Annotated in this window: 2 protein-coding genes; both read right to left on the bottom strand. The window is 50.9% G+C overall.

Annotated elements, in window-relative coordinates; all coding sequences use genetic code 11:
• Positions 1-403, bottom strand: a 403-nt coding sequence (locus Q0L00_RS19585; RefSeq protein ID WP_297338586.1) for a transposase, incomplete at its 3' end; no start/stop codon positions are given.
• A 193-nt stretch (positions 404-596) separates the two neighbouring features.
• Positions 597-848 (bottom strand): IS66 family insertion sequence element accessory protein TnpB (tnpB, locus tag Q0L00_RS19580; protein ID WP_297338585.1); only part of this gene is annotated, 252 nt, incomplete at its 5' end.

Here is an 848-nt window from a genome sequence, read left to right as displayed (position 1 = left end):
CCTCGGTGATTTCTTTGCCGATGCAGGTCATCTCTTCCAGGTTCCCCTCCGGATACAGCTCGATCTCTTCCACCGGAAGATGTTCGGGCAGTTTGGTCCTGCCCGGATGCGAAGAACCGGATTTCCTGCGGACATACTCCACCTTTTCGGTCAGTTGCTCTTCCTGCTGCTTCTGCTGCTCGGCAGTGGCTTCAAAAGGAAGGCTCAGCTGGTCGGAAGACTCAAAGCGTTCCCGCTTCTGGCCGAAGAGTGTACGTTGGAACTTGGCAATGATCCCTTCCAGCTTTTCGATCCGGCGGTCTTTGGATTCGATTGATTTATCCCTGGACTCAAGTTCCTTTTCCCGCTCGCCCAACAGGGCGATGAGTTCGGTTTTAGTGAGCTGGTCCAGTGGTTGGTTCATGCATCGAAAATATCAGTCAAAAAGGAGTCTTCAAAGCATTAGTTTCCCACAGGACCTGTGGATAAGTAGGCGCCCGGGATGATTTTTGGCTGAGAGTCCAAAAATCCGCCTCCAGTATCCAAAAAGGGACTTTAAGAACCAAAAACCTGAACGGAGGTCAATAAAAAAAATACAAAAACCCTGAAAAAAATCCTCAGGGTTTGGTGTATCTGGGAAGCTGCCGGGAATCCAGCACCTTGATGCCCTCGACCATCAATACCAGAGAGCTCCAGGGAAGTTTGCCGCCTTGTTCCATTCCATCGGGCGGCTGAAAGACACCTTTTTCAAGACGCTTGTAATAGATCACCAATCCCCCTGCTTCCCAGTGGAGCAGCTTGACCAGGGTACGGTTGGATATTCCGGACAATACTGACCCCCGTTCCGGGCATATTGACCCCCCTAAAAA

Source organism: Algoriphagus sp. (assembly GCF_024305035.1).
In the GTDB taxonomy this organism is placed as follows: domain Bacteria; phylum Bacteroidota; class Bacteroidia; order Cytophagales; family Cyclobacteriaceae; genus Algoriphagus.
This window is presented reverse-complemented; position numbering and strand designations above follow the sequence as displayed.